Genomic DNA, 4,966 nt, shown 5'->3' with positions numbered 1-4,966 from the left:
GCCGTATCGCTAAGGCCATTTTTTCGCTGCACCCTCATAAAAACCTAAACGGAGACAAGTAATGAGAAAACGCGTGATGTTGGTAGATGACCATCCAGCAATGCTGATGGCATTAAAAAGTATGTTGCAAGATCAGTTGCTTTTTGAGATAGCAGGACAAGCGCAGCATGGGGAAGAGTGTCTTCGCTCGATCAAAGAAGTCAATCCCAATATGGTGATTTTAGATTTAGATATGCCCAAGACCGATGGCTTTGATGTCATTCGCCGGATTGGCTTGATGCACCCTGACGTTCGCATTCTCGTTTTATCCAGCTTAGATGAAGCTGTCTATGGGGGTAGAGTGCGATCCTTAGGTGCTCATGGTTTTGTCAATAAGACCGCTGGTGCCGATGTCATTCTGGCTGCATGTGTTGCTATCTCGCAGGGATATACGTTTTTCACGCATGGGAAGAACGGCAACACCTCTTTAAGTGACAACGACAAATTGGCGCTGATATCCGATCGCGAACTGCAAGTCATGAAGTATCTCGGCAAAGGCAACACCAATCAGCAGATATCAGACTTACTACACATCAGCAATAAGACTGTGGCGACTTATAAGACTAGAGTCTTTGACAAACTAGGCATTAACAATATTGCCGATTTGATCTTGTTCTGCCGTATGAACAACATCATCGAAAGCTAAAGCTAGCATGCATCGATTCATATTGAATAAAGTATTGGCACTCTGCTGCATCTATGGTGGCGTAACTTACGCCGGCCCCTTTAGCGCTTCAGAGCAATCATGGATCGATGCCCACCCAGTTGTGCGATTTAGTATTCACGAAAAATATGCCCCCTACCTTAACCAAACTAATCAGCAAGAAGGTACGGCACCATTTAAAGCTCTCATATCAAAAATTGAAGAATGCACCCGACAGCAATATGTAGCGGTATGGAGAAAATCTGATCAAGAAGGTTTAAAACAACTCAGCAAGGGCGATGTGGATTTCATTATTGATCCGCCTAGCATTAATGACCATGTCCTGCAATTTGGCTCCCTGTCTGAAGCTATCTTTTGGGGGCATGATGCCATTGTCACTAAGAGCTCAAGCAAGCTGGATTCGCCAATCCTAAAAATTGCCTACTTTGATAGGGGTCTTGAGAATACGCCCTCCATCTTTGATGACTATGCCAAAGATAAAGAGGCTCAGTCACCTAATGACTTGATGCAATCCCTGATCAAAAGCGATATCGAGGCATTGGTGATGCCAATCCGCTTAGCGCGTCGATTGATACAAGAAACCCCAAGTTCAGATCTAAAAATAGATGGGCTTTACAGTCGAGATCCATTTGCCTATCGCTGGTTAATCTCAGATCAAGATGCTCCCCTGCATGATGTATTGAGTCACTTTTTAAATGACTTGGATCCCATTGCCTCACGCCAGCTCTTTGCCTTAGGTGATGAGGCCAAGCCAAAATCAAGCCTACTACCCTGGCTAAGCGCAATATTGGTATTCATTATTGGTGGGGTGATGCTCTACCAGCTCCAAAGAAAGTATTTTCATCAGAAAAAAACTGCTCTTGAGTTACTGAACTCCAAAGAATTAGCCGAAAAGGCCAATGCAGCCAAATCCGCTTTTCTCGCAACCATGAGTCACGAAATTCGCACTCCCATGAATGCCATCTTGGGAGTTCAAGAGCTGCTACTCAGTAGCGCGCAATTTCCTAAAAAAGATAAACCGCTATTAAAGAGCGCTCAAGCTTCAGCTGAATCGCTTTTAGGGATGCTCAATCAAGTACTGGATATTTCTAAGATTGAAGCTGGCAAACTCACCCTCAATCTAGAACCGTGCAATCCACATCAATTGATCATGGATATTCATGCGGCGTTCTCCACGGTAGCCCAGAAACAAAATCTTCTTCTACATACCTCGATTGACCCCAGAATCGCTGAAGTTCTGATGATTGATTCATTGCGTCTACGACAAGTTCTGCAAAACTTACTGAGCAACGCAATTAAGTTCACCAAGGAAGGTGAGGTGTACTTTTCCACCACCGTACTGGCAGATGATCATGCTGGCCAATTACTTGAGTTCAGAGTAATCGATACTGGGGTGGGCATGGGCAGCGAGCAAATTAAATTGGCTCTGCAAGCTTTTGAGCAATTACCGACTACGCAGGAATCTTGCCATTCTGAACAAGCTAGGGGTACAGGGCTTGGACTGACGATCACCAATCATCTAGTGAACTCCATGAACAGTCATCTCTACTTTGAAAGCGCTCCAGGCTTTGGAAGTAATGTTCACTTTTCGGTGGCCTTTCCTAGAACGAGTATTGCTGCTCCCCAGCCTACTAGCTTCGACTCATTAGAATCGCCATCCAAAAACTTGATCTCGAAAAGGGCGGGAAGGAAAAACTGCTCCATTCATGCCTTAGTAGTGGAAGATCACCCAGCCAGCCGACAAATTTTGTCTTTGCAATTAGAGGCGTTAGGAATACACACCCATGTTTGTGAGAATGCTGCCGTTGCACTCATGCTGCTGAAAGATCACCATTTTGATCTCATGCTCACAGATCAGTCTATGCCCGGAATGCAAGGTTCTGAATTGGCTAAACAAATCCGATCCCTGGGTAATCGTGAATTAGTCATTATTGCTGTCACAGCCGATATTTACGCTTTAGACTCCCGCCACCAATTTTTATCCTCCGGTATGAATGGCGTGCTCATCAAGCCGCTAAGTCTTGGTGCTCTTGAGAATGAACTCATGCGCTATTTTGAGTCCAGCCAAGACCCCGTCTGTAGTAATGAGGTCTACTCATTTGACGCTTTCTCCAATCTCATTAAAGACGATCCCCGCCAAATCGTCGTAATCCTGGAAGAAATTGAAAAGGTACATCTAGAGGTTCTGAGTCAGCTTCGGTTAAATAGTGGTCAAGCCCCTATCAATGAGGCGCAGTTACGAAGTCTGATCCATAAAGTCAAAGGTGGAGCACAACTGTTGCAAGCCAACGAATTTATCCATGCCTGTGAATCGCTTGAAATTGAGGGGCCACTTTCAGATCGCATAGATCAATTCGTCACCCTACTCGAAGAACAAAATCAAACTATTGAGACTTATAAGAAAAGATATCGGCATTAATTTGTGGCTGTTGTCGTAGGCTGGGCATCAAGGTTTATCCTATAGGGAATGCGTACTCAGAATTCTTCAAGCTCAGTCCTAGCCCAAGCTCACGTCGTGTTGCTTGGGCTAGCCATCCTACTCCTGGCCCCTCAGGCGTACTCTGCGGTCTTGGCATCGATGGACGCCGCTCTGAAGTTCATACCTAAGGCTGTAGCAGCTAGCCTTGAGAAAAATCAGATTCCCAAAGATGCAATCAGTATTTCAGTAATGGAAATTGATCAGGCTCGACCAGGAAAAGTGACAGCAAAAACAGAGGTAGACTGGCGTTCGCAGCAGGCAATGAACCCTGCATCCACCATGAAGCTCATCACCACCCTCGCAGGATTAGATGTCCTAGGGCCTCAATATCGTTGGCGTACAAACATTTATACCGATGGACTTATTCGTCAAGGTACTCTCAAAGGCAATCTCTATTTGCAAGGCACCGGCGATCCAAAGCTAATCCCCGAAGAATTCGCCAAAATGATGAACGCTATACAGAATTTGGGCATCCAGAAAATTGATGGCAACTTATTCTTTGATAGAAGCGCCTATGCGCCTAGCGTGATGGAACACAACACGATCGATGGCGAATCTTTGCGCGCCTATAACGTCCCACCAGATCCCCTGCTGTACGCTTTTAGAACCCTCTCATTTCAACTAGGTAAGTCACGCACTGCTGACTTTATCGATATCAGCTACACGCCACCACTATCCAAACTCAAAGTGGTTAACCAAATGCAGTTGGTCAATCGGTCTTGTGATGACTGGAAAAGCAATCTTCGTTTTAACCTGGATCCCGAGGGTGATGGGGCTACTACCAACCAATTACTGACTGCTCAGTTTTCTGGCAGCTTTCCTAATGCCTGCAAAGGGGTGAACTACAACGTCGTTGCTTTAGATGCCAATACCTTCCTTGCCCAAGGCTTTGCTGCAGCCTGGGAGCTCTCTGGCGGTACTTGGGCTCAAGCACCCACCGGAAAGTCTGGTACCGTTCCCCTAGCGGCGCGACTGCTGCTGCAGTTTGAAGGCATCCCTTTGGCTGATGATGTGCAAGATATCAATAAGTTTTCCAACAATGTAATGGCAAGGCAATTGATGTTGACCTTAGCATTAGAAAAGATGGGTAAACCAGCGACTACTGAAAATGGTGAGCTGGTGATTCAGAGCTGGCTAAAGGGATTGGATCTTCAGTTTCCGGAACTCGTAATTGAAAATGGCTCCGGCCTATCTCGTAATGAGGCAGTATCAGCCGAGCATTTGACTCAACTATTGGTTGCAGCCCGCAACTTATCGGTAGCAGATACTTTTTATAACAGCCTACCAATTGCAGGCACAGATGGCACGATGAAAAACCGTCTCATGGCACATTTGCGGAAATTTTTGCATTTGAAGAAAAAGCCTGAGGCCCGAATAAAAACTGGAGCACTCGTAGATGTACGGAGCGGAGCAAGGGCGAGGCGACGCATGGGGGATCAAAAAATGATCTTTGGCGGAGAGTGACTGGATCAAGCCACTAGACGGGAGGCTCTCTGCGCCTCGTGTCAGCCACGACCACAATGCTCATCTGCGACATACCCGTACGAGCTTCCCGGCCGAGTGATGCTCGCTGCAAGCAAACACAGTACGGAAACAAGGTTATTTTCGCCAGGTGGTAGCGAGGGCCCGCAGGTGCCAAATCCCAGCGGGCATGGATAGGCGGACGATCGAGGGCAAAGAGCCCCGCGAATGCGAACCAGTGCGGCAGGTGGGAACAAGTGATGGGTAACGCAAGTGATGTTCAGGGGCAGACGAGCTGCCAAAGGCCCAGCGTAATGGAAGGT

At 46.7% G+C, this 4,966-nt stretch carries 4 protein-coding genes; 3 read left to right on the top strand and 1 reads right to left on the bottom strand.

What is annotated here, in order from left to right:
• The first annotated feature begins 61 nt into the window (after nt 1–61).
• Genes B7X71_RS11670 through dacB form a run of 3 tightly spaced genes read left to right on the top strand, consistent with a single transcriptional unit; the run spans nt 62 to nt 4,646 of the window.
• Nucleotides 62–685 carry a response regulator transcription factor gene (locus B7X71_RS11670; RefSeq protein ID WP_215301983.1) on the top strand — a complete coding sequence of 208 codons (624 nt, stop codon included), beginning with the start codon at nt 62–64 and terminating at the stop codon, nt 683–685.
• Nucleotides 686–692: 7 nt separating this feature from the next.
• On the top strand, nt 693–3,122 hold the full coding sequence (locus B7X71_RS11665) for a response regulator (protein WP_293600814.1): 2,430 nt from the start codon (nt 693–695) through the stop codon (nt 3,120–3,122).
• A 48-nt stretch (nt 3,123–3,170) separates the two neighbouring features.
• Entirely contained in the window at nt 3,171–4,646 is a 1,476-nt protein-coding gene (gene dacB / locus B7X71_RS11660) for a D-alanyl-D-alanine carboxypeptidase/D-alanyl-D-alanine-endopeptidase (protein WP_293600813.1), read from the top strand.
• A 41-nt stretch (nt 4,647–4,687) separates the two neighbouring features.
• Here the strand turns inward: dacB and B7X71_RS11655 are convergent.
• A partial coding sequence (locus B7X71_RS11655) for a hypothetical protein (RefSeq protein WP_293600812.1) occupies nt 4,688–4,966 on the bottom strand: 279 nt, incomplete at its 5' end.

It is taken from the genome of Polynucleobacter sp. 39-46-10, assembly GCF_002282275.1.
This window is presented reverse-complemented; position numbering and strand designations above follow the sequence as displayed.